The sequence below is a fragment of the Paucisalibacillus algeriensis genome (assembly GCF_000577245.1).
In the GTDB taxonomy this organism is placed as follows: Bacteria; Bacillota; Bacilli; order Bacillales; family Amphibacillaceae; genus Ornithinibacillus.
On record NZ_CBYO010000004.1, the window covers coordinates 85,569 to 111,472 of the forward strand.

A 25,904-nucleotide genomic window follows, 5' to 3' on the forward strand; every position below is an offset into this window, starting at 1 on the left:
ACCCTATGGAGTCTTGTTGAATCATAAATTAAATCTCACCGTTGCAGACCTTTTCAGTTGTGATTTCTTCTGGTACAACATTCATTTGTGCACTGAAACCATTCTTTTCTAACAACTCAGCAACTGTACCATCAGCTTTTAAATCGGCAAGCGCTTCATTATATGCGTTTAGTAACTCTGTATCGTTTAAATTAAATGCTGCTGCCCCATAACTAGGTACGCCATCTACATCTGGTTGTTGGAAAGACTCTACGAACTCTAGCTCATCTGTACCAGCCGATTCAAATGCATCCTGAAGGGTAAATTGTGTTGCTGTTGTTGCATCAGCACGGCCAGATTGAACTGCAGCAATAGAAGCTGGTATATCTGGCACGGAAAGAATTTGATCTGGGCTTACACCAGAATCTTTTAAGAAGTCATTTTCTGTAGCGCCTTGCATTACAGCAATAGTAACTTCAGGGTTATTTGCAATATCTTCATAGCTTTCTAGATTAAGAGGGTTGCCTTTTTGTACGACTAATCCTTCTCCATACATCATTTCAGGTTCTCCAAATGCTGCGTTTTCACAACGATCAGGCTTAATGGCCATACCAGCTGTTATTACGTCAAATTGACCAGCGTTTAGTCCCGAAATAAGCTGACCAAATTCTAGTAATTCCGACTCTACTTCTTCTACTCCAAGTTCTGCAAAGACTGCTTTTGCAATATCCACTGCAGCACCTTTAAGTTCACCATTTTCCTCATATGCATAAGGTTTTTCGTTGGCGAATCCAATTGTGACCTTACCTTCATCTTGAAGCTTGGCCAATTTGCTTTCTTCCTCTGACCCGCATGCTGCAACAAAAGCAACTGTTAAACATAAGATCAGAGCTAATAATATTTTCTTCATAAAATATAAAGACCTCCTATAAATTTTAAATACTCTAACACATTGGTCAGATGTATTGATAAATAGATGAAAAAAGTTAAAGGAAAGTAACTGATTGAGGTAGAATGTACGAGAAACCCAATGAATTAGGAGTAGGTAAAAAGTATATGTAAGTTGTAAACAGTTACATGTATAATGGTATCGGGTTACAAAAGAGGATTCAAACTTGATATTTTTAGATAATTTTAAATTATTTCGGATTGACAAGGGTGTGACTGGAAGAGCCCCTTTGTTCTTAAAGATACTAGTTAATCGTTATTCATGCTCTGGAATCCTGAAGATTCGACAGAAAGATTTAATCTATTTAATCGTAATATGCAGGAATCGTGTTAGAATAGTAAACAGAGACTCTTAGCGACAAAGGGGGAAAATAGTCATGATTTGGATAGTTGCAGTTATTTGTATCGTGATTACTGTAATTGTGGTCTTTTTATCTATTTTAACGTTAGATAAGGGTTATGGATATAAGCATACTGTTGATCCGCTTCCATCGGATGTAGAGGAAGAAAAAGAAGATATTAATGGAGACTCGACTTCTCGTCCCACACAATAAATGAAATATAGACTTTTTTAACATTAACTAAAGCTCAGAGCAACTCTGAGCTTTATAACTAATCATATATATTACTAGTATCTAAAGGTTCTAATTTGGACTCGATTTCTTCTCTTCTGTCCTCGAAAAACGGGGGCAGGGCTAATTTTTCACCAAGATGTTCAACATCCTCGTCAGTTGCAAATCCTGGTCCGTCCGTAGATAATTCAAAAAGAATTCGGTTCCACTCTCTAAAGTATAATGCTTTAAAATAATAACGATCCACAATACCAGAATTCGGTAAGCGTGCTTCCACCAAACGTTGTTTCCACTTTTCTAATTCTTCATCATTCTCCACACGAAAAGCTACATGATGAACACTTCCTCTGCCAGGTCTTTCTCTTGGTAAATCTTTTCGTTCTTCCACATGGACTTCTGCACCTGTTCCACCTTCACCAGTAGCAAAAATAAGGATATCACTTTCCCCTTGGATGGAAGATGGATAGCTCCCAACTTGTTCAAAGGATAAAACCTCTGTTAATACAGAAATAGTTGGCTGTGCATCAGGAACGGTGAGCTTTACAGGACCTAATCCAATTATTCCATTTTCAACTGATGCACTACTGTATTTCCAGGGCTTTCCTCCAGAAACACCTTGATTATGTTCATCTGATACAAGTGTTAATCGTTGATCTTCATGATCGCGAAAATGAATTACTTTTCTCCCGTTTTGTTCTGTAATTCCATCATGATTCACCTTAAATTTATGAAAGCGATCAACCCAATATTCTAACGCTTTATCATTTGGTACACGTAAAGAGGTTCCAGAAATGCTGTTGGTTCCAGGATGTGTCCTCCCAGCGTTCGGAATTTCAAAAAATGTAAGATCAGTTCCTGGATTACCGATTTCATCTGCGTAAAATAAATGATAAACAGAGGGGTCGTCCTGATTAATCGATTTCTTTACTAAGCGCATACCCAGCACATTTGTATAAAAATCATAGTTCTTCTTCGCGTTGGCGGTAATAGCGGAGACGTGATGAATACCTTTTAAATACATATAAAAACCTCCTTATTTAAAGTATCTCTAATTCGAGATAATGTTATTTTACCGAAAATGTAACAAATTGTCTACATTCAATCCCTCAGAAAAGATTGTATCCAATTCCACTCAATTATATTAAAATAATACTAGCACATGTTTATCAAAACAAAGGGGGAAACATGATGTATGTCCTAATTAGTATTCTAATTGGTTATGTTTTCGGTTGTATTCATGGCTCTCAATTAATTGGAAAGTATAAAAAGATTGATATCAAAAAATCAGGAGTTAAAAACGCAGGCGCATCCAATACTACTATTCTATTAGGATGGAAATATGGCATTCTGGTTGCACTAATCGATATATTTAAAGGAACACTCGCAGTATTGTTGATGCTCTATATTTTAAATGAAAATGGCTTAGCTGGAGACGCTCAGATCCTTTTAGTTTATGTGACAGCATTAGCTGTTATAGTGGGTCACAATTTCCCGGTTACCATGAAGTTTAGTGGTGGAAAGGGTACAGCATCACTCGTGGGAATATTACTGGCCATTGACTGGAAGATTGCACTAATTGGTATAGGAATTTTATTAATTTTTACATTCGCAACCGACTATCTGGTTATCGGTGTGCTCATGATGTATATCTCCTTTTTAGTTACCACGTATTATTTCTATGGGATTGAGCCAACAATGATAGTAATATTTCTGTCCCTGTTAAGTGTTATGAAACATTTGGAGAATTATAAACGTATTATTAGTAAAGAAGAGAAAAAGCTATCTAGCATGTTTCAGAAAAAGGCAAAATAATGACTTGGGGGTAACAAATGGTCGATATTATTATTTGGATTATCATTGTCGCACTATTTATACTAAGTTTTATCGGGGTTATCTATCCGATAATACCTTCTGTACTCTTAATATGGATCGGCTTCTTATTGTACCAGTTTGGTATCAATGAAGATGAATTAGGATTCATTTTCTGGACCATTATGGTTGTATTTACGGTCATTCTATTTGCTGCGGACATTATCGCTAATAGTTTCTTTGTTAAAAAGTTTGGCGGAAGTAAATGGGGAGAACGAGGTGCTGCAATCGCTGTAATCGTTGGATCTTTTATCATACCGCCATTTGGTATTATCATAATTCCATTTATTGCGGTTCTCGTCATTGAAATGGTACAAAAAAGGACCATTCATGAAGCATTCAAGGCCTCGATTGGTTCATTATTAGGCTTTCTAAGTGGAACGTTTGCGAAAGTATTTATTCAAATCGTGATGATTATTCTATTTATATTTAGCATAATATTCTAACTTTGATACAGCGGCTTTGGTAATGATGAACGGAAGCTGCTGTATATCTATATCTTTTATGGGGATTGCAAATGAGAACAATTCCTTTATAGTGAATGAAAGGAGATGGTATTTGATGTTTAAGACTAATAACTTAGAAGGGTTTATTGTTAGAAAAGCAATTCGGGAAGACTTAGGGTCTGTTTTAGATTTGCTTAAATCAGCTGCTAAATGGGTACAGGATAAAGGTATTGACCAATGGGGTTATCTACTAGAAGGCGGAGAGGATCATGAAATAGAAGCGGACATTTTAGCTGGAAATACATATATTATGGAAAATGAAAACAAAGAAATGGTAGCAACCTTTAATTTTTCCAATGAGCAAAATGAATGGGATGTGGATATGTGGGGGAAGCGGAATGACAATGCTTTTTACATTCATCGACTTGCAGTAAGTCAACTGCACCATAATAAACAAATAGGGAAGAGATTATTAGCGTGGATGGATGAAAATCATACGATTGAAAATGGTTTTATTCGTCTAGATTGTGTAGGCAACAATGAAGCTCTAAATAAATTTTACCTGGATGCTGGATTTCGATTCATGGGTCATATTGGTGAAGGAAATGATAAATTTTCACTTTATGAAAAGGCATTCCTTCGCTAAGCTTGACTTTCACTCAGTAGATTATTATATTAAACATAATAACAATAACGAAACGTTGAAAAGGATTAGTACAATTTAGCTCGTCTATTCAGAGAGGAAATGGTTGGTGAGAATTTCCATAGACATAAATTGGAACCTGCCTTGGAGTTCGCCTTTGGATTGGGTCTTCCCCATGAATTTGTGCGCGGTCCCTGACCGTTATCAAACGAAGTGTACTGCTTGAAAGACATGGGCAGTAAACAAGGGTGGTACCACCAATCCTCGGTCCCTTATGCGGATGGAGGCTTTTTTGTGTTTTAAAAATCTTTCTTCAAAGAAATATTGATTTTGAGTGGGAGGAAAGGCATAGGTGAGGCCCCACAGCAAGTTAGACACTGCGATGGTTTTTTCGAGCAGATGTTGCCCCTCTGCTGGCAGTGAAAGCGTAGTGTATTCGGGCTGCGGACATGGATAGGTAGAATTTTTTACAATATGTTTTTAAATGAATAAATTAATAATATAAAGAGGTGTCTAGTAATGGGAAAGAAAAACAAAGATTTTGTAGAGAAAATCACTTCTATGGAAGATGACTTCGCACAATGGTATACAGATGTTGTCAAACAAGCGGAACTAGTCGAATACGGTCAAGTCCGCGGAACCATGATCATCAAACCATATGGCTATGCGATTTGGGAGAACATTAAAGATGAATTGGATAGAATGATTAAAGAAACAGGTCACTCCAATGTGCAATTTCCTATATTTATTCCTGAGAGCTTACTACAAAAGGAAGCAGATCATGTGGAAGGATTTGCTCCTGAGGTTGCTTGGGTTACACATGGCGGAGATGAGGAACTGGTAGAACGAATTGCGGTTCGTCCTACGTCAGAAGTTTTATTCTGTGATTACTATTCTAAAAACATTCACTCATATCGTGATTTACCAAAACTTTATAACCAATGGGGAAATGTTGTGCGTTGGGAAAAGACAACCCGCCCATTTCTTCGTTCTTCTGAATTCCATTGGCAAGAGGGTCATACTGCTCATGCAACAGATGAAGATGCAGCAAACGAAACGGATCGCATGCTAGAAGTATATGCTGATTTAGTGGAGAACTATTTGGCAGTACCAGTATATCGTGGCCGTAAAACAGAAAAAGAAAAGTTTGCAGGAGCAAAATATACTTTAACAATTGAGGCACTAATGCATGACGGTAAAGCACTGCAATCTGGAACATCTCATCACTTTGGCTCTGGATTTGCAGAAGCATTCAATATAACGTATTTAGATGAAAATGGAAAGAGCCAATTTGTACACCAAACATCTTGGGGACTTTCAACTCGAATTATGGGGGCATTAATCATGGTACATGGAGATAACCGTGGTTTAGTTGTACCACCAAGAATTGCTCCAATACAAGCGATGATTGTTCCAATTGCCCAACATAAAGAGGGTGTATTAGATAAAGCATATGAGCTTCGTGACCAATTAAAATCTCTAGTACGGGTTGATATCGATGCAAGTGATAAAATGCCTGGTTGGAAGTTTAATGAGTATGAAATGAAGGGTATTCCAGTTCGTATTGAAATGGGACCAAAGGATATTGAAAAAGACCAAGTTGTCCTTGTACGTCGTGATACAGGAGAGAAAGAATTCGTTGCATTAAGTGAACTTAATGATCGTCTGCCTGCTTTACTAGAAGAAGTTCAACAAAATCTTTATGATAAAGCACTTGCACATCGTAATGAAAAGACTACTGTAGCAACAAACATGGATGAATTCAAACAAACGCTTGATGAAAAAGGTGGATTCATTAAAGCAATGTGGTGTGGCGATACTGCTTGTGAAGAAAAGATTAAAGAGGATACAACAGCAACTTCCCGTTGTATTCCATTCGAACAAGAAGAAGTAGCCGATACTTGCGTTTGCTGTGGTAAAGAAGCTAAGGAAGAAGTGTATTGGGCAAAAGCATACTAAAATAATAAGATGAAGAGGGCCTAGTTATCTTGGCCCTCTTTTTTATGTTAAAAATATTTAAATAAAGTGTTGTGTTTTTATAAAATAGATGGTATAAATATACATATTACTTAATAAATATTCATAAGGGTGAATAAGCATGAAAGAGTTATTAAATGATGAACTGCATAAAGTAGAACAAGATCTTTGGACGATATGTAAGCAACTGTATGAAAACCCTGAATTAGGCGATCAAGAGTTTGAATCTATGAAACTTCTAGTTATCTTGTTAAAGGCACATGGATTTGAAGTTGAAACCGGGATGGTTGGAAGACAGACAGCGTTTAAGGCAGAGTTTAATAGTGGAAAACCAGGTCCTAAAATCGCTTATCTTGCGGAATATGATGCATTACCTGGTGTAGGGCATGGGTGTGGTCATAATCTAATTGGAACAATGAGCATTGGCGCAGGTATTACCCTTAGCAAACTCATCCAGGAGACGGGTGGGAGTATTGTTATACTTGGTACACCGGCAGAGGAAACGAACGGTGCAAAGGTCCCAATGAGTGAGCAAGGGATATTTGAAGATATCGATGTAGCAATGATCCTACATCCCGGAGATCAGTCCTATATTAGTGGAGATTCATTAGCAATGGACGCCATTCAATTTGCCTATACTGGAAGAGCTTCTCATGCTGCAGCCTCCCCCGAGAAAGGAATAAATGCTCTTGATGGTGTCATCCAATTGTTTAACGGAGTAAATGCTCTACGGGAGCATTTACCATCAGATGTACGGATTCATGGGATTATAGCAGAAGGAGGAAAAGCAGCCAACGTTGTACCGGATTATGCTGTTGCCCAATTTTATATCCGAGCCAAAAAACGTGATTACTTAGATGAAGTGGTAGAAAAGGTCAAAAACATTGCTAGTGGTGCTGCACTCATGACCGGGGCAAGTCTAGAGGTTTCCAATTATGAACTTAGCTATGATGAAATGATAACGAACCATTCATTATCCAATGCATTTACAAAGAACTTAGAACAAACTAGTAATCTACCAATTTTTGAGCCTAAAAGCTCTTATGGCTCTATTGATATGGGAAATGTTAGTCAGGTTGTTCCGGCAATTCATCCATATATTGGTTTGAATAAGCCCGGTCTTGTTGCCCATACAAAAGAATTTGCAGATCAAACTATTACGGAGGATGGTTTCGAAACATTAATGTCTGGTGCATTAGCACTGGCCTATACAGGATTTGATATTTTAACAGATAGCACGCTTTTAGCGTCTATCATGAAGGAATTCAGTAATAGATAATTTTTATACAAATATATGTATATTTAATCATAATTATTTATTTTTATAAGGGAGAGATTTTAATGAAAAAAATCATGTTCGGTATCACGGGGATTTTATTATTAGTTTTATTAGCAGCTTGTGGTTCAGGAGAAGCAAGTACTAATGAGGAAGAACAAAAAGTCTTAAAAATGGCAACATCAGCTGATTTTCCTCCATTTGAATCCTATGACAACGAAGGGAAATTCATTGGATTTGATGTTGAGCTAGCGAAAGCAATTGCAAATGAATTGGGTTATGAGTTGAAAATTGAGGATATGGATTTTGATGGTTTAATCGGTTCTCTTCAAGCAAAGCGCGTTGATATCGTTCTTGCTGGAATGAGCTCAACAGAAGATAGACGTAAAAATGTGGACTTTTCAACGGAGTACCATCGTTCTGGAGAAATGTTCATTGCTAAGTCTGAAGATGAAATCAAGGACCTAGCTAGCCTAGAAGGAAAAGTAGTGGGTGTACAGTTAGGGACGATTCAAGAAGAAGGGGCAGAAGCATTAGCGGAAGAATACGGATTTGAAGTCAAGAAGGTGGATGATGCAAGTATTCTAATTCAGGAGTTAAATTCTAATCGTATTGATGTTGCATATATGGATAAAACAGTTGCGACTGGTTATATCGACTCACAGGACTTTGAAGGTTTTGACGATCCGACTACAAGTTCACCAGGAATGGCGATCGCATTTCCAAAGGGAAGTGAACTAGTAGAGGAAGTAAATGAAATTTTAAAGCAGTTAGAAGAAGATGGAACAATACAAAAATTAAAGGATGAATGGTTATCTGATTACGAATAATTTTTTTCAGCTAGAGAGTGAGGTGGGAAGGCATGAATTTGGACTTTAGCCAGATCGTGCCTTCAATTCCTTTTATATTAGAGGGAATTGGAGCAACATTGAAATTTGTTAGTGTATCGATTATGTTTGGCTTAGTATTGGGGACCATTCTAGCGCTTTTTAAAATAAGCAACAAGAAATGGATAAAGTTGCCTGCCGATATTTATACATCGATTTTTCGAGGGACACCATTAATTCTGCAATTAATGATCATTCATTATGCTATACCGCAATTATTTGAATATGATATTCCTGTATTTTTAAGCGCAGTTCTTGCATTCGGGCTCAATTCAGCTGCATATGTATCAGAGATTATCCGGGCTGGAATTATGGCAGTTGATAAAGGACAAATAGAAGCAGCTGAAGCTTTAGGGGTGGGGTATAAGCCTATGATGATGAACATTATTCTTCCACAGGCAACGAAAAATATCTTACCTGCATTGATGAATGAATTTATTACATTGACTAAAGAGTCCGCACTGGTTTCTACTATTGGTTATATGGATTTGATGAGAAGAGCCGAGATAGTTGGTGCTCAATTATACCGTAATTTTGAACCATTGTTATTTGCGGGGATTATTTATTGGGTAATGATTTTTATCTTAACAAATATTGGTAATTGGTTGGAACGGAGGATGAGAAAAAGTGATTAAGACAATCGATCTGACGAAAACATTTGGAGAACATACTGTATTAAGAGAAATCACCACCACAATTGATCAAGGTGAAGTTGTCGCAATTATCGGTCCTTCGGGTTCTGGGAAATCAACCTTGCTTCGATGTTTAAATTTATTAGAGAATCCGTCGCAAGGTTATATTTGGATAAAGAATAGAGAAATTACAAGTCCAAAGGTTAAAAAAGTAGAAATTAGGAAAGACATTGGTATGGTATTTCAGCATTTTCATTTGTTTCCACATATGACCGTACTAGAAAATGTGATGTATGCACCTATTAAAGTCAAAAATATGAAAAAAGAATTAGCGGTAAAGATTGCGAAGGGATTACTAGCAAAGGTTGGTCTGAAAGATAAGATTGATGCATATCCAAACCGTTTATCAGGTGGGCAAAAGCAGCGTGTTGCTATTGCAAGAGCATTAGCTATGGAACCAGAAATTATGCTATTTGATGAACCAACTTCTGCATTAGACCCTGAAATGGTAAAGGAAGTATTAGATGTGATGAAAGACCTCACCCAAACAGGGATGACAATGGTTGTCGTGACGCATGAAATGAATTTTGCCAGGGAAGTTGCTGATCGCATTATCTTTATGGATGAAGGGAAGATAATGGAAGAAGGTAACCCTAAGGAATTCTTTACGAATCCGAAGACGAAGCGGGCGGAAGATTTTTTGTCTAAAGTACTGTAGAGACTGTTTTCGCAACATGGCAAAAATTAATTCGATTCCAATTGATGTGACACGTTTTTTAGTTGATGTTATGTCCGTTACTATTATAAAAAAACTCGAGTGAGCAGTCCTCACCCGAGTTTTCCTATTGTAAAAGTTTTTCAATATCCTTACTTATTTTATCAGGTGTTGTCTGAGGAGCATAGCGCTTGACTACATTCCCATTCTGGTCAACTAAAAACTTTGTAAAGTTCCATTTTATTTCCTCAGTCAGAAATCCTTTTGCCTCTTTAGTTAAGTAAGTGAAAAGAGGATGTGCATTTGGTCCTTTCACTTCAATTTTCTCAAACATTTGAAAGGTAACCCCATAATTTTTTTGGCAAAATCCTGCAATATCTTCACTAGTACCAGGCTCTTGGTTTCCAAATTGATCACACGGAAAACCAAGCACTTCTAAACCTTTGTCATGATAAGATTCATATAATTCTTGTAGTCCTTCATATTGAGGAGTAAATCCACATTTACTTGCAGTGTTAACAATCAATAAAACGTATCCATTATAATCGTTTAGATCCTTTGTATCACCTTGAAGTGTTGTTGCGGACAATTCGTATATACTCATTATAGCCAATCCCCTCCTTTGTTCATCATAACAAATAGAAGAAATTAAGAAAAATAAAAGACGACCATTTGGCCGTCTAATCTTAAGCTTCTTGCACAACCTTCTCCTCAGCAATAATTGCTAATCTACTTTCAATTTCCTCTGGAGAAAGGTTCTGTTCTTGTACATATAAGTTTCGTGGGTGTACTCGACATTCATGTGTACATCCTCGCATATATTTATGCTCATTTTCTTCTGAGCAGAGAATTTGTTTATTACATTCAGGGTTTGCACAGTTTACAAAACGTTCGCATGGCTCACCGTCAAAGTAGTCCTTACCAACGATAACATGCTCTTTACGGTTAATTGGAACTGAGATACGCTCATCAAAAACGTAGCATTGTCCATCCCATAGTTCACCTTGTACTTCTGGGTCTTTCCCGTAAGTTACAATTCCACCGTGAAGTTGTGCTACATCTTCGAAACCTTCTTTAATCATCCAACCAGTGAATTTCTCACAACGAATACCACCTGTACAATACATAAGAACTTTTTTACCTTCAATCAAATGTTTGTTTTTACGTACCCATTCTGGTAGTTCGCGGAAATTATCAATATCCGGATTTAATGCGCCTCGGAAGTGACCTAATTCGTACTCGTAGTCATTACGTGTGTCAAAAATAACAACGTCATCACGTTCCATTGCTTCACGCCACTCTTTTGGTGAAAGGAATTCACCTGTTAGTTCTTTTGGATCTGGATTTTCTTCCTCATCCAAGCGAAGTGTCACTAACTCTTTACGTGGACGAACATGCATTTTTTTGAATGCATGGCCATCATGCTCATCAACCTTAAAGGTTAAATCGCTAAATCGAGGGTCATTATGCATCATTTCCATATAATTGTTTGTTGCTTCAACAGTACCAGAAACGGTTCCGTTAATTCCCTCGTTAGCTACTAAAATTCTGCCCTTTAGATCATTTTCCTTACAAAAAGCAAGATGCTCTTTTGTAAAAGTTTCAGGGTCTTCGATGTCTACATACTTGTAGTACAATAATATTCGATAATTTTCCATGTTATTTACCACCTATCATTCATATTTGCAAGATATAAATGTTGGTAGTGTTTATTTACTTTTTTATTATCTTGCAAGAGTATAGTTTAGCAACTTTCAACAAAAATTTCAATAGGTGCTGTAAGGATTTGTGTTTCAATTTTGTTAAAGTAGTGGTTATAAGTTTATCGAGTTAGTATCTATAATGCGTCAAACGTTTTCTTAAAGTAATCTGCAGCTTGTATCATTTTAGCCCCATACCAAAACATTTCCCCATCAACAATAATGATCTTTGCATGTGGTACCATCGCTTGAAATTCCTTTATATGCTTTTCCCTGAATGGATACGGCTCCGTTGCTAGGAGAATATAATCTAGATCTGCATTTTGAAAGTCTTCTTCTGTTACAACAGGGTATCTTCCATTTAATGAAGTAAAAGGATTAATGAATCCCATCTTTGTTAAAGTAGATTGAATATATGTATCTTTTCCAACTACCATGTAGGGATTTTTCCAGATAACATATGCTGCACTTTTACCATTAACATGTGGAAGGGTATCGAATTGATGCTGTATTTCCTTTACCATCTGAAAGGATTCATCATTGCGATTGGTTAAACGCCCTAGATCCTTAATCATACGGTAAACATCTAGCTCCTTTTGTACTTCGAAGACGAAGACAGGATAATGCTTTTCAAGTGTTTTAACTATCTCTTTTGTATTCTCTTCTTTTTCAGCTAGGATAAGATCAGGTTTTAATTGGTTAATGCGGTCAAGATTTATATCCTTCGTTCCGCCAATATTTTTAGCCATCAGGACTTTTTCCTGTGGGAAAATGCAAAATCTTGTTCGACCTACTATAGTATCTTCTAAATTCAGGTGATACATTGTTTCTGTAATAGCAGGAACAAGAGAGATGATACGTTTGGGTGGGTGTGAAAATGTAACTGTTCTTCCGAGGTGGTCCGTTATGGTATACATATGAAAACCTCCCTAAATCAATTGGTTTTAATCTAAGTCTATCCCAGTACAATTGTAAAGTCACTGTGAATTTAGATCGATTTACAAAATGCGACAGATTTTATCATAAGATAAATAGGTAGTAAAGACTAAAATATAATTTTTTTTCCTAAAAAATCCGGATTTACTTGCATTTTTCTAACCAAAAGGGTAAAGTTAATAGTAGCAAAAGGAAATTGAAATTGGTAATACTTTACGTTCTCTTTATCAGAGTAGGTGTAAAAGTATTAAAGGTTCAATTGTACTTTGCAAGCTATTCGATAAGGAGGTCATACAAATGACTGGTAAAGTAAAATGGTTTAACGCAGAAAAAGGTTTCGGTTTCATCGAGCGCGAAGACGGTGACGATGTATTCGTACACTTCTCAGCTATCCAAACTGATGGTTTCAAAACTCTTGAAGAAGGTCAAGATGTTGAATTTGAAATCGTTGAAGGTAACCGTGGCCCTCAAGCAGCTAACGTAACTAAACTATAATTAACACAAACCCACAAGGCTTATCTCTGTTTGAGATAAGCCTTTTTATGTAGATGAGAACTCGAGGTGACATGATTTGGGATCTTTCAATTGGAAAGAAAAATCAAAGGAAGAGTGGAATAACCGAGCTGATTTTTGGAGTGCCCGTAGTCAAAGTATGTGGGATCATGGCAGTCGAAAAGATATTGTTCCCTTATTGGATAAACATTTAGATCATCGAGCGACTGTTGTCGATGTTGGTTGTGGTGATGGTTACGGGACATTTAAATTACATACATTAGGTCATGAAGTAATGGGTGTTGATATTTCAGAAGAGATGATTAAACTGGCAAGAACACGTCTCCAAGAAGTTCCATTTCAGGTTGCAGATGTGAATCAATTACCACTTGCTGATAAATCGGTGGATGCTATTTTAAGCATTAATGTTCTAGAGTGGGTTGAAGTACCTGCAACTGCATTGAAAGAAATACATAGAGTGATAAAACCGGATGGAATACTTTGCGTGGGTATTTTGGGCCCCACTGCTGGGCCGCGGTCGAGTAGCTATCCAAAGGTATTTGGTGAGAAATCCATAAATAATACGATGATGCCCTGGGAGTTTTTTAAACTTGCTAAAGAATTAGGATTTTCATTAGTGGATGAACTTGGTGTTTATAAAGAAGGCGTAAGAGAAGAGCACCATCAGGATTTACCAGTAGTTTTAAAACAGGCCCTAAGTTTTATGTGGGTATTTTTGCTTCGAAAAGTAGGTGAATAGTTTGGATAAAAAACAACTAGAAGAACAAATCATTAAAAATCATCAAAGCGATGAAAAAATGATGATATTAATTTTTGCACAGTGGTGTGTAAACAACGATATGGATCCTGAAGAACTTTATAAAACAGCGTACCCTTATCAAGTTAACAACAAGGCTTTAGAAGAAGCAATAGAATTAACCGTTCCCAAAGAGGAATCAGACGAAATTTCAGTTCAAACTGTTATACATGTCTTACAACTTTTTGGGAACGATGATCTAGCAAGTGTTGTTCAGTCGAAAGTTGACGAAGAAAAGCTTTAATACGATGAATCAAATAATTTAATTAGGCTTTGGGTGCCACTATCTGCTTCACCATTTTCTGCTAACTCTTTATATAGCTCTAATGATAGTGCTAACCCAGGTGTTGATAGTCCTAATTCTTCTGCTGACTCAATGGCAATGGTCATATCTTTTATAAAATGTTTCACATAGAATCCTGGGGCAAAGTCCCCTTCTATCATGCGTGGGGCAAGCTTCGATAAAGAAAAACTTCCAGCAGCCCCGGTTGTAATACTGTCCAGAACTCGAACTGGATTAAGTCCAGCCTTTTTAGCGTATACGATTGCTTCACAAACCCCAATCATATTGGTAGCAATGGCAATCTGATTACTCAATTTCGTATGCTGCCCTGCACCAGCTTGTCCTTGCAAGATGATATTTTCTCCCATTACTTTTAGCACTGGCAATACGGCATCAAATGCTTCCGGATCTCCGCCAACCATAATAGCAAGTGTTCCACTTTTAGCGCCAATATCCCCACCAGAAACAGGTGCATCAAGGGCGAAGATTCCTTTTTCTCTGGCCCTTTGATAAATCTCTACTGCTAAAGAAGGCTTGGATGTCGTCATATCAATGATATACGTCCCTTTATTAGAATTTTCTATAATCCCATTATCTCCAAAGTATACCTCTTCTACATCTTGTGGGTATCCAACTATTGTGATGACAGCGTCTACTGTAGAAGCTAATTCAGAAATAGAATCTTTCCAAATGGCACCTTGGTTAAGTAATGGTTGGGCTTTCGATTTTGTACGAGTATACACAGAAACGTTATATCCAGCCGTTAACAGGTTTTGAACCATACTACTTCCCATAACACCAGTTCCAATAAATCCGATATTTTTAAGCATGAAACACCACTCCCTCCTGCTTTTACTATATAATTATTTTCAATATTGTAAAAGGAAAATCAATTAAGGAATGATGAAAATGCAGTGGCATAGTAAGAATTTTAACGAATTAACTAATCATGAATTATATTCAATCTTAAAAGCAAGAACGGATGTTTTTGTTGTAGAACAGAATTGTGCGTATCCGGAATTAGATAATTATGATCAGGAATCAATCCATTACTATGGAACAATAAAAAATGAGATTGCCGCCTATGTTAGGTTGCTACCCAAAGGGCTTAAGTATGAAGATGCAGCTGCCATTGGAAGGGTATTGGTTTCCAAAAAGTTTAGGTCACATGGCATTGCGCGGGAAATCATGGAAAGGTCAATCGATTTTATCGTTGATGAGTGGAAGGAAAATAATATAAAAATACAAGCGCAAGACTACTTAAAAGACTTTTATCGTTCATTAGGTTTTATACAAATTTCTGACGTATATTTAGAGGATGGAATACCACATATTGACATGCAATTCAAGTAGATATAAAAGAATCAATCTAATGCTTTTACATATAGTATGATTAGCAACCTTTTTCAAGTAATCACGGATTATTGCTTTATGAGGAGGCTATTACATGATTTCAGGTGAACAGTTAGGTCAATGTAAAGAAGCATTATTAGCTCGGCAGAATGAATTGATTAATCATGTTCAAGACCATTATGGTTTATCATTAGAGTTATTGAAGGAGTCCATGAGTGAGCTCTCTAATTATGATAACCATCCAGCAGATCATGGAACGGAATTATTTGAAAGACAAAAAGACATTGCTTTAAATGAGCATGCAGAGAAAGAACTAGAGGAGATTAACGAGGCATTACATGCAATTGAAGAGGGAACATATGGCATATGTACAGAATGCGGAGCAGACATCCCATTTGAACGATTACAAGCAGTTCCAACTGCTGATCGTTGTGTCAATCATGCAAGTAGTGATACTTTTGAGCGAAATAGACCGGTTGAAGAAGAAGTATTTAGTCCGAATATAAACCCGGATGAAGTAACAGATGAAGAACAAGTTGGCTATGATGCAGAAGATGCGTGGCAAGATGTAAGTCGTTACGGAACTTCGGAAACAGCTTCTGACTTTTACGGTGACCGGGAGAATTTTGATGAAATGTATCCGAACAGTGATGAAAATGTTGGTAACGTAGAGGATATCGAAGGATTTGTTGCAGCCGATCAGCATGGGAATTTTACAGGGGTAACTCCGAATCATAATAAATATGAGAATGAATTAGATATGGATTAAGAAATGCACAGCAGTCCAATAGGATGTGCTGTGCATTTTTTGAAACTTTTTCACCATAAATCCGTAAAATAGTAAAAGGAGTGATGGGGAATGAGTGATAATAAAGGTTGTATCAAATGTGGAAGTATGGATGCGGATAAGAAGGAAGTCGCGATGACAGGTACAGGATTGTCAAAAATGTTCGACATGCAGCATAATCAATTTATAGTGGTTTACTGCAAGAATTGTGGATACTCGGAGTTCTATAACAAACGCAGTTCAACAGGGTCGAACATTATAGATTTGTTCTTTGGATAAGATTAAAGGGTTTGATACTCAAATAAGTTGTGTATCAAACCCTTCTTTAATATATAAGGAAAAAACTTAAAAATATAATTGCTTCTCAAGGACAAAATAAGTGGAAAACCAGGAAAAAATGTCTAATAGAAAGCTTCTCATGGACAAAATAAGTGAGAAACCAGGAAAAACTGTCCAATAGAAAGCTTCTCAAGGACAAAATAAGTAGAAAACCAGGAAAAACTGTCTAATAGAAAGCTTCTCACGGACAAAATAAGTGAGAAACCAGGAAAAACTGTCTAATAGAATTAAAACACCAATAAAAAAAGAAGGGGGGAGGTACCCTTCTTTTGGCGCAACTTATTCATATCGTTCTGTAAGCTTTAATTCGACGATTTGTTTTTCACCGTTTCGATAAATCTCAAGGTTAACTGAATCACCAACTTGTGTTTCAGAATACATATATTTTCTAAGTTCTAGAGCGGTCGGTGTTTCATGATCGTTGATCTTCGTGATAACATCAAATTGTTGTAAACCAGCATCGGCTGCAGGAGAGCCTGGCTCGACGCTTGCAATAACCATACCTTCTTCTACACCTTCTGGAAGGACAACATTATGGCGATATTGCATTGGTACTTGATTTAACGGAGCCATGCTAATACCGATAAATGGACGTTGCACTTTACCAGTTGTCTCTAACTGTTCCATAATTGGTAGAGCGGACTCCATCGGAATGGCAAATCCAATACCCTCAACTTGGGTGCTAGCAATCTTCATAGAGTTGATACCAATAACTTCACCATTTGAATCAACCAGTGCTCCACCACTATTTCCAGGGTTAATGGCCGCATCTGTTTGAATAACTTCAGTAATCCAATCGGCTATACTGTCCCCATTTGTGTCAACCGATACAGATCGTTCAAGTCCACTAATTATTCCTTTTGTTAAAGAGTTAGCGAATTCTATACCAAGTGGGTTTCCGATTGCGTATACGGTTTCTCCAACTTGTTTGCCTTCAGCTGTCCCTAATTTAGCAACCCGGTTAACATTTTCACCATCGATCTCTAGCACAGCTAAATCTGTTAATTCATCAGTTCCAAGAACTTTTGCCGGAACTCGTTCGTCATTGGATAATACAACTTCCACTTGTTCTGCACCATTTACAACATGGTGGTTTGTAACTACATATGCTTTTCCATCTTCTTTTTTATAAATGATACCAGAACCAGTTCCAGCCTCTTGACTATTTGTCCAGATACTTTGTTTTTGTAGGTTTGTTACACCGACAACAGCTTCAGCAACTTCAGCAAGGTTTGTCGAGCTTTTAGCGTCCTCTGCTGCCATGGTTGTGATGATTTCAGGATCTGTTTTAGTTGTATTCTGTGCAGCTAGTTCTGTATCTTTTATATTTTCAAGAGATATTACATTGTTAGAAATAAGTAATAGTAACACGATTACAGGAATGAATCCACCGAGCATGCCAGAAAGGAAAGATTTAATAGTAGTTGGTCCTTTAGTCTTATCCTTTTTCATTTCGAGCTCTGAATTTGGTTTAGTTAACCCCAGGTTATCAACATTCGTCTGATGTGTTTGATAAGTAGTATGATCGGAATCCTCAGAATGATGCTGTTGGTGACTATCGTTTTTTGAATCTAATGGTTGCTGTTCATTTTCATTATGTTCCATTACCATACATCCTTCCTTAAAGACTGTATGTATAGCATATCCAGAAGCAATGGAATAGCTTTGGGATAATTGTGGAATAAATGTGGAAATAAGCAAAATATATTGTTTCCTCTTATTAATAATGTAAAAATAAAAGAAAAAACAGTTAAAAGCGGTGAGGAAAATGAATTATCATTATCATATTGCTGTTATAGAAGATGACCCAAATATTCAAAACATCGTATCAGCCTTCCTAAAAAAAGAAGGATATCATGTCTCTGTGATGGATTCTGCTGAAAAGGGCTTAGAGCTATGGAAGTCTAATCCACCGGATATGTGGATAGTCGATATTATGTTGCCAGGGATGGATGGGTATGAATTTTGTAAAACAATTCGTAATAAGAGTGATGTCCCAATCATTATTGTTTCTGCTAAAGATGAAGAAATTGATAAAATACTTGGGCTTGAACTTGGAGGAGATGACTACTTAACAAAACCATTTAGTCCAAGAGAATTAATGGCTAGAGTAAAGCGCCTTTTTAAGCGTTACCGACCTGAGGAAAAAGAACCGATTGAGAACAATGATCGAGTGATGGTGGAGCAGTTAGTAATTAATAAGAGTGACCGTCGTGTGTTCTGGGATGGAGAGGAGCAGGAAGTCACCACAAAAGAATTCGATATGTTGCTATTATTTGCAGAAAATGTCAACCGGGCGTTTTCTCGTGAAGAGCTTCTTATGCGGGTATGGGGAGACGATTACTTTGGAAGTGACCGGGCAGTAGATGATTTAGTGAAAAGACTCCGCAAGAAAATCAAAGATATTCCATTAGAGACTGTTTGGGGCTTTGGCTATCGTCTGCGGGATAAAGAGGACTAATAGATGAAACTGCAATATCAATTAAATGCTGCATTTACCGCCTTACTTCTAATTATCATGGCAATAACAGGATATGTGATTTACTCCTTGATTCTAAATTTGCTAATTCAAGATGAACAAAGACAGTTAGAGCAAAAAGGTGAGATTTTAGTTAACGTTTTAGACGAGGCTTTTATATCAAGGGAAAATATCATTGGTTTTAATGAATTTCTGAAGGAACAGGATTTACAGTTATTCTTGTATGATCGTGAGCAAAACTCCGTGCTCTACTCTACTTTACCAACGCCAATTGTGACCGGATTGTTTATGAACAATGACTTTAAGAACTCGGATGAAGAACTTTGGGCATTTGGTAATGAGAAATACGTTACATCACGTATCCTGTTTGTTCCAAAAAGCCTTGGATTAGAATTGATTCTACTTACCCCTTTACAGGACCTCCAAATAGTCCAACAAGATTTTATTATGCGTATGTTACTTGTATTCATATTTGGAGCAATTGCGGCTATTGGTCTAAGTTACTTTCTTACTAGAAAATTGGTCACTCCTTTAACAAGGCTTAAATACCAACTAAAAAAAGTCGAAAAGCGAGAGTTTGATGAAATCAAACCAATTAGCGCTTCTGGAGAAATAAAAGAGGTAGCACAAAGTGTATATGATATGGCAAGCGAGTTGCAGCGGTATATAAATACTCAGCAGACTTTCTTCCAAAATGCTAGTCATGAACTTAAAACACCCCTTATGACAATTCAAGGCTATGCAGAAGGAATAAAAGAAAAAGTATTTGATAAGCAAGAGGAAGAAAAGGGCTTGGAAGTAATCGTTTCAGAGGTTAATCGACTAAAGAAAATAATTAATGAAATGATTTTACTTGCAAAACTAGAAAGTGAAGAGATTTCCTATCAAAATGAAAAGATTAAATTATCAACTCTATTGGAAAAGGTAGTGGAGCGAGCTTTGCCTCTAGCAACGGAGAAGGATATTGAGATTAGGAAAGAAGTCGATGGGAATCTGTATCTTTTGGGTGATGAAGAACGAATGTTGCGTGCCCTCTTGAACTTAACGGTTAATGGAATACGGCATGGTCATAATACACTTCTAATTTCTGCTTTGGTACAAAATGGTCAAACGCAGATAACTATTGAAGATGACGGAGAAGGTATTTCTGAAGAATTAATGCCACATATTTTCCACCGATTTGTGAAAGGTAAGAATGGAGAGACTGGCCTAGGACTCGCCATCTCAAGAGCCATCATCGAACAATCCGGCGGAAAAATCCAGGCAGCAAAATCCCAACTAGGCGGGGCCAAATTCACCCTAACCTTCCCTAGTGTGCTTCATTGAGGGTCTATTCTGTTTAGAAATAAAGAGATGAGTAAGACTAAATATTTGCACTGAGCGGTCCGAATAAACGGAGAATCCTTGAATTGAGAAAGCACTTTTTCTACGCGTGCGATGAGTCGCTAACGAAGCATTCCCTGGTACTGTGGTTACTCACCCCTATGCTGGAAGTAAAAGCGAAGTGTATTAGGACCGCTGGTAAGATTAGAGAATTAAAAAAAGTTAAGACATCAATCGACATTTATGATATAATTGTCTAGTTTCATTCTACTCGGAAATAAGAGGAGCGTACTTTATGCAATTAAGACAAGATATTCGTAATATCGCAATTATTGCTCACGTTGACCATGGTAAAACAACATTAGTAGACCAGTTACTAAAATACTCTGGTACTTTTCGTGAAAATGAGCAAGTTGATGAACGTATGATGGATTCTAACGATATTGAGCGTGAACGTGGAATCACAATATTGGCAAAAAATACAGCAATTAGCTATAACGATACAAGAATTAACATCTTAGATACACCAGGACACGCGGATTTCGGTGGCGAAGTTGAACGTATCTTGAAAATGGTTGATGGTGTTGCTTTAGTAGTGGACGCCTACGAAGGAACAATGCCACAAACTCGATTTGTGTTAAAAAAGGCACTTGAACAGAAATTAACACCAATCGTTGTATTAAACAAAATCGACCGTCCCAATGCAAGACCAGCAGAAGTAGTTGATGAAGTTTTAGATTTATTCATCGAACTAGGTGCAGACGATGACCAGTTAGAATTCCCAGTTGTATATGCATCTGCACTAAACGGAACTTCAGGACTTGAACCAGATGATCAACAGGAAACAATGGAACCAATCTACCAAACGATTCTGGAACATATTCCTGCCCCGGTGGATAATCGTGAAGATCCACTACAATTCCAAGTAACCTTATTAGACTATAACGATTATGTTGGGCGTATTGGTATTGGACGTATCTCTCGTGGTAAAATTCATGTTGGCCAACAGGTTGTTGTTATGAAAAAAGATGGCACACAAAAGTCTTTCCGTATTAGTAAGCTATTTGGTTTCTTCGGTTTAAAACGATTAGAGATTGAAGAAGCTGGTGCAGGTGAGATAGTAGCAATCTCAGGTCTTGATGATTTAAATGTTGGGGAAACTATTTGTCCTCAAGATCATCCTGATGCACTTCCGATTCTTCACATTGATGAGCCAACTCTTCAGATGACATTTGTTACAAACAATAGTCCTTTTGCGGGTCGTGAAGGTAAGTATATTACATCTCGTAAAATCGAGGAACGTCTATTAAAACAGTTAGAAACAGATGTAAGTTTACGTGTTGATCCAACTGATTCTCCAGATGCTTGGATTGTTTCAGGACGTGGGGAACTACACTTATCAATATTAATTGAGAATTTACGTCGTGAAGGTTTTGAGCTTCAACTATCGAAACCAAAGGTAATTATAAAAGAAATTGATGGTGTTCTTTGTGAACCTATTGAGCGAGTGCAAGTGGACGTACCAGAAGAGCATACTGGAGCAATCATGGAGTCTCTTGGTGCACGTAAAGGCGAAATGCTCGATATGGTGAACTTTGGTAATGGTCAAGTCCGTCTTGAGTTTAAAGTGCCATCTCGTGGACTTATTGGGTACTCAACTGAATTTATGTCACAAACACGTGGTTATGGAATTCTAAACCATACTTTTGAAGCTTATGAACCGGTTATTAAAGGGCAAGTAGGTGGCAGACGCCAAGGAGTTCTTGTAGCATTGGAAAATGGTAAAGCTTCAACTTATGGGATTATGGGTCTTGAAGACCGTGGAATTATTTTTGTAGATCCTGGTACAGACGTATATGCAGGTATGATTGTTGGGGAGCATAATCGTGAAAATGACTTAACCGTAAATATCACGAAAGAAAAACATCTGACCAACGTTCGTTCTGCAACAAAGGATCAAACTTCGGTAATTCGTAAAACTAGAAACATGTCACTCGAAGAAGCATTAGAATATTTGAATGAGGATGAGTACTGCGAAGTAACTCCTGAATCTATTCGTCTTCGTAAAAAAATCCTAAATAAAAATGAACGTGAAAAAGCAGCAAAACGTGCAAAATTGGTTTAAACGGTAAGAAGATATCTAGGGAAGTGCCTCCTTCAGATATCTTCTTTATTTATTTTTTGTAATTTTCTACTTATAAATTGTTATGAATTACTCTAGAATTAGCTATAAATATAATTAAAGGAGTGAATCGACATACGTATACTATTTCCAATTTTTCTTTTGATTTTCGTGATAGGTTGTTCTAAAGAAGACACATCCAGTTATCAGACTGAATCAACAATTAATCAAAATGAATATGAAGTGATTGCGTCAAATTTAGAAATACCATGGGAAATTGCAAAGTTGGATGACACCATTTACATAAGTGAAAGAACTGGTTCCATCGTACAAATTAAAGAGGACAACTATTTTCGGCAACCTGTCAGACTGGAGAAGGGATTGTCTAACCAGCCTGAAGCGGGATTATTAGGAATAGCTTTTCCATCCAATTTTACAAATAAGGCTTTTGCATATTATTCTTATGTTGATGGTAATGATTTTTTTCAGCGTGTTGTTGAAATTCAGTTAATAGATGACCACTGGCAGGAAACGAATGTTTTACTGGATAAGATACCAGGGGGGAAGTTCCATCAAGGTGGCAGAATTAAAATTGGGCCAGATCAAAAGTTGTATATTACCACTGGAGATGCAACAGTACCTGAGCTAGCTCAAGATGTAACAAGCTTAGCCGGTAAAATACTGAGAATGAATATCGATGGTACGATTCCCTCTGATAATCCCATTCCAAACAACTATGTTTATTCCTATGGACATCGCAATCCACAAGGACTAGCCTGGGATAGTGAAGGTAATCTATATGCGTCGGAACATGGTTCAAGTGCACATGATGAGCTAAATCATATTCAAAAAGGAAAGAACTATGGATGGCCAATTATTCAAGGGGATGAGACAAAAGAAGGAATGTTAAACCCGATTGTCCATTCTCATGAGAAAACATGGGCACCATCAGGGATGGCGCTGTTAGAGGGGAAATTATATTTTGCTTCTTTAAGAGGAGAGGGTATTCGAGTATATGACCTTCAAACAAACATGCTGGATGAAACACTATCTGAACTAGGACGTGTACGTGATGTGTTAGCAACAAATCAGGGGTTATATGTTATTACCAATAATACAGATGGACGAGGAAACCCATATGCAAATGATGATCGGTTAATATTTATCCCAATCCATATGTTGCGGTAGTTCTTTTTGAAGAGAAAAAGAGGTAGTAAACAAATGATTGTTTACTACCTCTTTTTTTTACTTCTTTCATCTGGAATATATTTTGTATAATATGCAGCAAAAATTAAACAAATGAGGGTCAGTCCCCAAGTAGCTACTCCAGTCCATTGTAAATCAATCCGTAAACCGAATAACAATATCAACGCACTTAATGCAAGAAATATTGCGGTTAAATAGCGTTTCATTTTAAAACACCTCGAGTATGGTGATTACTTAAAACATCATAGTTAATTATATTACATAGTATAAGAAAAGTGTGAGACTTTTCTCCTATTTTACATAGTTTTTACATCATGAATTATTAACCTTCAATAATCGTCTTTGGTTTACGGGCTAAGCAAAGGATACCTGCTATTAGATAAAGAATTCCACTCAGGATACCTCCACCAAGAGTAATAATAGCATAGCCAACTCCAGTTACAATGAGGATGATCCCTGCAGCTACTGGACGTTTATTTCCTTTTAATAGAACCATAGCCACAATACCTAAAATGATAGCAATTATTGGCAAGATTACTATTAATATTCCGCCCTGTGCAAGGTTCATACTAAACATTTCTTCTAACGCTGTCATGTCAGTTGAGGTTAAGTCAAATTCAGATTGGTTTTCCATCATATAATCTTCTAAATATCCCTTATTATTTTCCATCCATAGTCGAAGTATTCCAAATGCTACAGAGAATACATAGAAAACCGCACCAATAATTCCAAGTGTCATTTCTGCAGTTCGTTTCACAATAATTCCTCCCTTAATATGTATATTGCTATTTTATACGATTTTACCTCATAATTGTTTCATTTATTACTAAAAAAAGTATAAAAAAGAAAATGTAGAATTATTTAAAAAAATAAAATATTATATAATGTAAAGAGTATAGGGGGGAAGATTGTGCGGGAAGTAGTAATAATCGATGGGGTACGTACGGCTGTAGGTAGAAAAGGTGGAGCATTCGCAAATTATCGATCGGATGATTTGGCTGCAATGGTATTAGAGGAATTGGTGGAACGGTCAACTATTGAGAAAAGTAGTGTGGAAGATGTTATTTTAGGTTGTGTGACACAAGTAAATGAGCAAGGTGGGAATATTGCACGCACTGCAGCGCTTATTGCGGGATTCCCAATTTATGTACCTGGGGTAACCATTGATCGTCAATGTGGTTCTAGTCAACAGGCCATTCATTTTGCAGCCCAAGCAATTGCAGCAGGAGATATGGATATTGTAATTGCTGGTGGGGTTGAAAGCATGTCACGTGCTCCCATGTTTGCAAATATGGGCAAAATAAAACCTAGTAAAAAACTTCTAGAGAAATATGAAATTGTAAATCAAGGTGTATCATCTGAAAAGATTGCAGACGAATGGGGATTAACTAGAGAGCAACTAGATACATATTCGCTAGAGAGTCATAGAAAAGCATTGCTTGCTATAGAGAAGGGAAAGTTTGAAGCGGAAATCCTACCGGTTGAGGTAGAGGATGCAGGAGGAGATAAGCAAATCATTAGGAGAGATGAGGGCCCTAGACAGGATACGTCTATGGAAGCACTTTCCTCGCTTAAACCAGTCTTTCAAGCAGACGGTAAAATAACGGCAGGAAACGCTAGTCAAATGAGTGATGGAGCGAGTGCTGTTCTGCTAATGTCTGGTGAAAAAGCAAGTGAATTAGGTTTGAAACCGAAAGCAAAAATAATAGCTCGTGTTGTCGTAGGTTCAGATCCGACCCTAATGCTAACAGGACCTATTGAAGCAACGAAACATGTATTAGAGAAATCAGGTCTTTCAATAGAGGATATGGACCGCTATGAAGTAAACGAAGCCTTTGCACCAGTACCACTTGCATGGCTAGCAGAAACAGGTGCAGACCCTAATAAGTTAAATGTAAATGGAGGGGCAATTGCACTAGGGCATCCATTAGGTGCAACAGGAACAAAGCTTATGACTTCACTGTTATACGAATTAGAGCGAATCAATGGTCGCTATGGGTTACTAGCTATTTGTGAAGGTATGGGGATGGCTAATGCTACCATTATCGAGCGAGTGGAATAGATTTGTAAAAGCAGCTGCTTAAATTGGCAGTTGTTTTTTTTTTGAGAAAACGGTTAGTTGG

The 25,904-nt window shown here is 37.2% G+C and carries 29 protein-coding genes and 1 other annotated feature; of the genes, 20 read left to right on the plus strand and 9 right to left on the minus strand.

Translation table 11 applies throughout. From position 1 onward, the window contains the following. Positions 1-28: 28 nt before the first annotated feature. The gene (ehuB, locus tag TY11_RS02000; protein WP_042142335.1) at positions 29-889 is read right to left on the minus strand and encodes an ectoine/hydroxyectoine ABC transporter substrate-binding protein EhuB; all 861 of its coding nucleotides are present in this window, start codon (positions 887-889) and stop codon (positions 29-31) included. 415 nt (positions 890-1,304) lie between these two features. On the opposite strand from ehuB, the gene ytzI reads away from it, so the two are divergent. Beyond that, a complete protein-coding gene (gene ytzI / locus TY11_RS20010) occupies positions 1,305-1,481 on the plus strand; it encodes a YtzI protein (RefSeq protein WP_081755799.1) in 177 nt (58 codons plus the stop codon). A gap of 58 nt (positions 1,482-1,539) precedes the next feature. Here ytzI and TY11_RS02005 read toward each other — a convergent pair whose 3' ends face one another. Next, positions 1,540-2,520 carry a ring-cleaving dioxygenase gene (locus TY11_RS02005; protein WP_042142337.1) on the minus strand — a complete coding sequence of 327 codons (981 nt, stop codon included), beginning with the start codon at positions 2,518-2,520 and terminating at the stop codon, positions 1,540-1,542. A 167-nt stretch (positions 2,521-2,687) separates the two neighbouring features. Between TY11_RS02005 and TY11_RS02010 the strand changes: the two genes are divergently transcribed. The 8 genes from TY11_RS02010 (at position 2,688) to TY11_RS02045 (ending at position 9,947) form a co-directional block, all read left to right on the plus strand. Beyond that, positions 2,688-3,311, plus strand: coding sequence for a glycerol-3-phosphate acyltransferase (locus TY11_RS02010; protein WP_042142340.1), 624 nt, complete (start codon positions 2,688-2,690; stop codon positions 3,309-3,311). 17 nt (positions 3,312-3,328) lie between these two features. Then, positions 3,329-3,814, plus strand: a complete 486-nt coding sequence (locus tag TY11_RS02015; protein WP_042142342.1) for a DUF456 domain-containing protein — start codon at positions 3,329-3,331, stop codon at positions 3,812-3,814. Between the two features lie 115 nt (positions 3,815-3,929). Further along, positions 3,930-4,460 carry a GNAT family N-acetyltransferase gene (locus TY11_RS02020; protein ID WP_042142344.1) on the plus strand — a complete coding sequence of 177 codons (531 nt, stop codon included), beginning with the start codon at positions 3,930-3,932 and terminating at the stop codon, positions 4,458-4,460. Positions 4,461-4,506: 46 nt separating this feature from the next. Then, positions 4,507-4,733 (plus strand) — a binding site (T-box leader). A gap of 243 nt (positions 4,734-4,976) precedes the next feature. Then, entirely contained in the window at positions 4,977-6,416 is a 1,440-nt protein-coding gene (gene proS, locus TY11_RS02025) for a proline--tRNA ligase (protein WP_042142346.1), read from the plus strand. Between the two features lie 139 nt (positions 6,417-6,555). Next, on the plus strand, positions 6,556-7,713 hold the full coding sequence (locus TY11_RS02030; protein WP_042142348.1) for a M20 family metallopeptidase: 1,158 nt from the start codon (positions 6,556-6,558) through the stop codon (positions 7,711-7,713). Positions 7,714-7,775: 62 nt separating this feature from the next. Then, complete coding sequence (locus TY11_RS02035) at positions 7,776-8,540, plus strand: ABC transporter substrate-binding protein (RefSeq protein ID WP_042142350.1); 765 nt, start codon at positions 7,776-7,778, stop codon at positions 8,538-8,540. Positions 8,541-8,572: 32 nt separating this feature from the next. Continuing rightward, positions 8,573-9,232, plus strand: coding sequence for an amino acid ABC transporter permease (locus TY11_RS02040; protein ID WP_042142352.1), 660 nt, complete (start codon positions 8,573-8,575; stop codon positions 9,230-9,232). Continuing rightward, on the plus strand, positions 9,225-9,947 hold the full coding sequence (locus TY11_RS02045; protein WP_042142354.1) for an amino acid ABC transporter ATP-binding protein: 723 nt from the start codon (positions 9,225-9,227) through the stop codon (positions 9,945-9,947). Before TY11_RS02040 ends, TY11_RS02045 begins: the two co-directional genes overlap by 8 nt. Positions 9,948-10,071: 124 nt before the next feature. Here TY11_RS02045 and TY11_RS02050 read toward each other — a convergent pair whose 3' ends face one another. The 3 genes from TY11_RS02050 to TY11_RS02060 form a co-directional block, all read right to left on the minus strand. Then, positions 10,072-10,548 carry a glutathione peroxidase gene (locus TY11_RS02050; RefSeq protein WP_042142356.1) on the minus strand — a complete coding sequence of 159 codons (477 nt, stop codon included), beginning with the start codon at positions 10,546-10,548 and terminating at the stop codon, positions 10,072-10,074. A gap of 82 nt (positions 10,549-10,630) precedes the next feature. Beyond that, positions 10,631-11,602, minus strand: coding sequence for an oxygen-dependent tRNA uridine(34) hydroxylase TrhO (gene trhO, locus TY11_RS02055; RefSeq protein ID WP_042142358.1), 972 nt, complete (start codon positions 11,600-11,602; stop codon positions 10,631-10,633). A gap of 179 nt (positions 11,603-11,781) precedes the next feature. Further along, positions 11,782-12,561, minus strand: a complete 780-nt coding sequence (locus TY11_RS02060) for an ABC transporter substrate-binding protein (protein WP_042142360.1) — start codon at positions 12,559-12,561, stop codon at positions 11,782-11,784. A gap of 316 nt (positions 12,562-12,877) precedes the next feature. On the opposite strand from TY11_RS02060, the gene cspD reads away from it, so the two are divergent. The 3 genes from cspD to yxiS all read left to right on the plus strand — a co-directional run bounded on the left by cspD (position 12,878) and on the right by yxiS (position 14,133). Next, positions 12,878-13,075: a cold-shock protein CspD gene (cspD, locus tag TY11_RS02065; RefSeq protein WP_026908612.1), complete on the plus strand. Its 198-nt coding sequence runs from the start codon at positions 12,878-12,880 to the stop codon at positions 13,073-13,075. 76 nt (positions 13,076-13,151) lie between these two features. After that, positions 13,152-13,832 carry a class I SAM-dependent methyltransferase gene (locus TY11_RS02070; protein WP_042142363.1) on the plus strand — a complete coding sequence of 227 codons (681 nt, stop codon included), beginning with the start codon at positions 13,152-13,154 and terminating at the stop codon, positions 13,830-13,832. A gap of 1 nt (position 13,833) precedes the next feature. Continuing rightward, a complete protein-coding gene (yxiS, locus tag TY11_RS02075; RefSeq protein ID WP_042142365.1) occupies positions 13,834-14,133 on the plus strand; it encodes a protein YxiS in 300 nt (99 codons plus the stop codon). Here yxiS and TY11_RS02080 read toward each other — a convergent pair. Further along, the gene (locus TY11_RS02080) at positions 14,130-15,002 is read right to left on the minus strand and encodes an NAD(P)-dependent oxidoreductase (protein WP_042142367.1); all 873 of its coding nucleotides are present in this window, start codon (positions 15,000-15,002) and stop codon (positions 14,130-14,132) included. The two genes, yxiS and TY11_RS02080, sit on opposite strands and share 4 nt — an antisense overlap. Before the next feature lie 79 nt (positions 15,003-15,081). On the opposite strand from TY11_RS02080, the gene TY11_RS02085 reads away from it, so the two are divergent. The 3 genes from TY11_RS02085 to TY11_RS02095 all read left to right on the plus strand — a co-directional run bounded on the left by TY11_RS02085 (position 15,082) and on the right by TY11_RS02095 (position 16,591). Then, the gene (locus TY11_RS02085) at positions 15,082-15,525 is read left to right on the plus strand and encodes a GNAT family N-acetyltransferase (RefSeq protein WP_042142368.1); all 444 of its coding nucleotides are present in this window, start codon (positions 15,082-15,084) and stop codon (positions 15,523-15,525) included. A gap of 94 nt (positions 15,526-15,619) precedes the next feature. After that, entirely contained in the window at positions 15,620-16,294 is a 675-nt protein-coding gene (locus TY11_RS02090) for a TraR/DksA C4-type zinc finger protein (protein ID WP_042142370.1), read from the plus strand. Between the two features lie 90 nt (positions 16,295-16,384). Further along, complete coding sequence (locus TY11_RS02095; RefSeq protein ID WP_042142372.1) at positions 16,385-16,591, plus strand: zinc ribbon domain-containing protein; 207 nt, start codon at positions 16,385-16,387, stop codon at positions 16,589-16,591. Between the two features lie 339 nt (positions 16,592-16,930). Here the strand turns inward: TY11_RS02095 and TY11_RS02100 are convergent, their stop codons facing one another. Continuing rightward, entirely contained in the window at positions 16,931-18,256 is a 1,326-nt protein-coding gene (locus TY11_RS02100; RefSeq protein WP_052345694.1) for a S1C family serine protease, read from the minus strand. Between the two features lie 163 nt (positions 18,257-18,419). Between TY11_RS02100 and TY11_RS02105 the strand changes: the two genes are divergently transcribed. The 4 genes from TY11_RS02105 (at position 18,420) to TY11_RS02120 (ending at position 23,763) form a co-directional block, all read left to right on the plus strand. Continuing rightward, positions 18,420-19,112 (plus strand): response regulator transcription factor, encoded by a 693-nt coding sequence (locus tag TY11_RS02105; RefSeq protein ID WP_042142374.1) that lies wholly within the window; start codon positions 18,420-18,422, stop codon positions 19,110-19,112. A gap of 3 nt (positions 19,113-19,115) precedes the next feature. After that, positions 19,116-20,456, plus strand: a complete 1,341-nt coding sequence (locus TY11_RS02110; RefSeq protein ID WP_042142376.1) for a sensor histidine kinase — start codon at positions 19,116-19,118, stop codon at positions 20,454-20,456. A 292-nt stretch (positions 20,457-20,748) separates the two neighbouring features. Next, complete coding sequence (gene typA / locus TY11_RS02115) at positions 20,749-22,578, plus strand: translational GTPase TypA (protein ID WP_042142378.1); 1,830 nt, start codon at positions 20,749-20,751, stop codon at positions 22,576-22,578. 132 nt (positions 22,579-22,710) lie between these two features. Beyond that, entirely contained in the window at positions 22,711-23,763 is a 1,053-nt protein-coding gene (locus TY11_RS02120; RefSeq protein ID WP_042142380.1) for a PQQ-dependent sugar dehydrogenase, read from the plus strand. 44 nt (positions 23,764-23,807) lie between these two features. On the opposite strand, the gene TY11_RS02125 is transcribed toward TY11_RS02120, so the two are convergent. Both TY11_RS02125 and TY11_RS02130 read right to left on the minus strand, forming a co-directional pair. Continuing rightward, on the minus strand, positions 23,808-23,987 hold the full coding sequence (locus TY11_RS02125; RefSeq protein ID WP_042142382.1) for a hypothetical protein: 180 nt from the start codon (positions 23,985-23,987) through the stop codon (positions 23,808-23,810). Between the two features lie 116 nt (positions 23,988-24,103). Beyond that, positions 24,104-24,538, minus strand: a complete 435-nt coding sequence (locus TY11_RS02130) for a DUF4064 domain-containing protein (RefSeq protein WP_042142384.1) — start codon at positions 24,536-24,538, stop codon at positions 24,104-24,106. A 153-nt stretch (positions 24,539-24,691) separates the two neighbouring features. Between TY11_RS02130 and TY11_RS02135 the strand changes: the two genes are divergently transcribed. Beyond that, positions 24,692-25,843, plus strand: a complete 1,152-nt coding sequence (locus TY11_RS02135) for a thiolase family protein (protein ID WP_042142387.1) — start codon at positions 24,692-24,694, stop codon at positions 25,841-25,843. Positions 25,844-25,904: the final 61 nt, after the last annotated feature.